Annotated in this window: 1 protein-coding gene; it reads left to right on the top strand. The window is 46.3% G+C overall.

Going from position 1 to position 441, the window contains the following annotated elements; genetic code table 11:
- Window positions 1-296, top strand: a 296-nt coding sequence (locus tag NE664_14135; GenBank protein MCQ4727774.1) for a hypothetical protein, incomplete at its 5' end; no start/stop codon positions are given.
- Window positions 297-441: the final 145 nt, after the last annotated feature.

Genomic DNA, 441 nt, shown 5'->3' with positions numbered 1-441 from the left:
GTTATACTTCCGGTATGCCGGCACAGCTTTTTCTAAGCAGAAAGAGCGAGACGTATCAAAATTGTCTGCCTCTTACCGCACTCAGAAGTGATTTTGGCGGAGACCACGTATTCGTACTCCGCAGACAAAGCTCTGTACTGGGAACAGAATGGGTCATTGCAAGGGTAGATATAACAGTAAAGGAAAGAGACAGTCAGATGATGTATGTTGACGGCGCGCTTACGTATTCGGATCAGGTAGTTATAAGCTCAAATAAGATCATATCGGAAGGAGACAGGGTCCGCATTGAAAATTAACAGGTTTGCTCATTACCGGGCGTTGACAATATCAGCAATACTGGCAGCGGTTCTTTGGAGTTTCGCTTGTTCTTTCTATAGTACGGCCATCAGTCACTGCACCAGTGTTGGCATTAAATGGGAAAAGGGCGGTGTCAGCCCCTCA

The sequence above is a fragment of the Anaerotignum faecicola genome, from assembly GCA_024460105.1.
Classification (GTDB): domain Bacteria; phylum Bacillota; class Clostridia; order Lachnospirales; family Anaerotignaceae; genus JANFXS01.
Note: the sequence above shows the minus strand (reverse complement) of the source record. Positions and strands in the feature narration are given on the sequence as shown.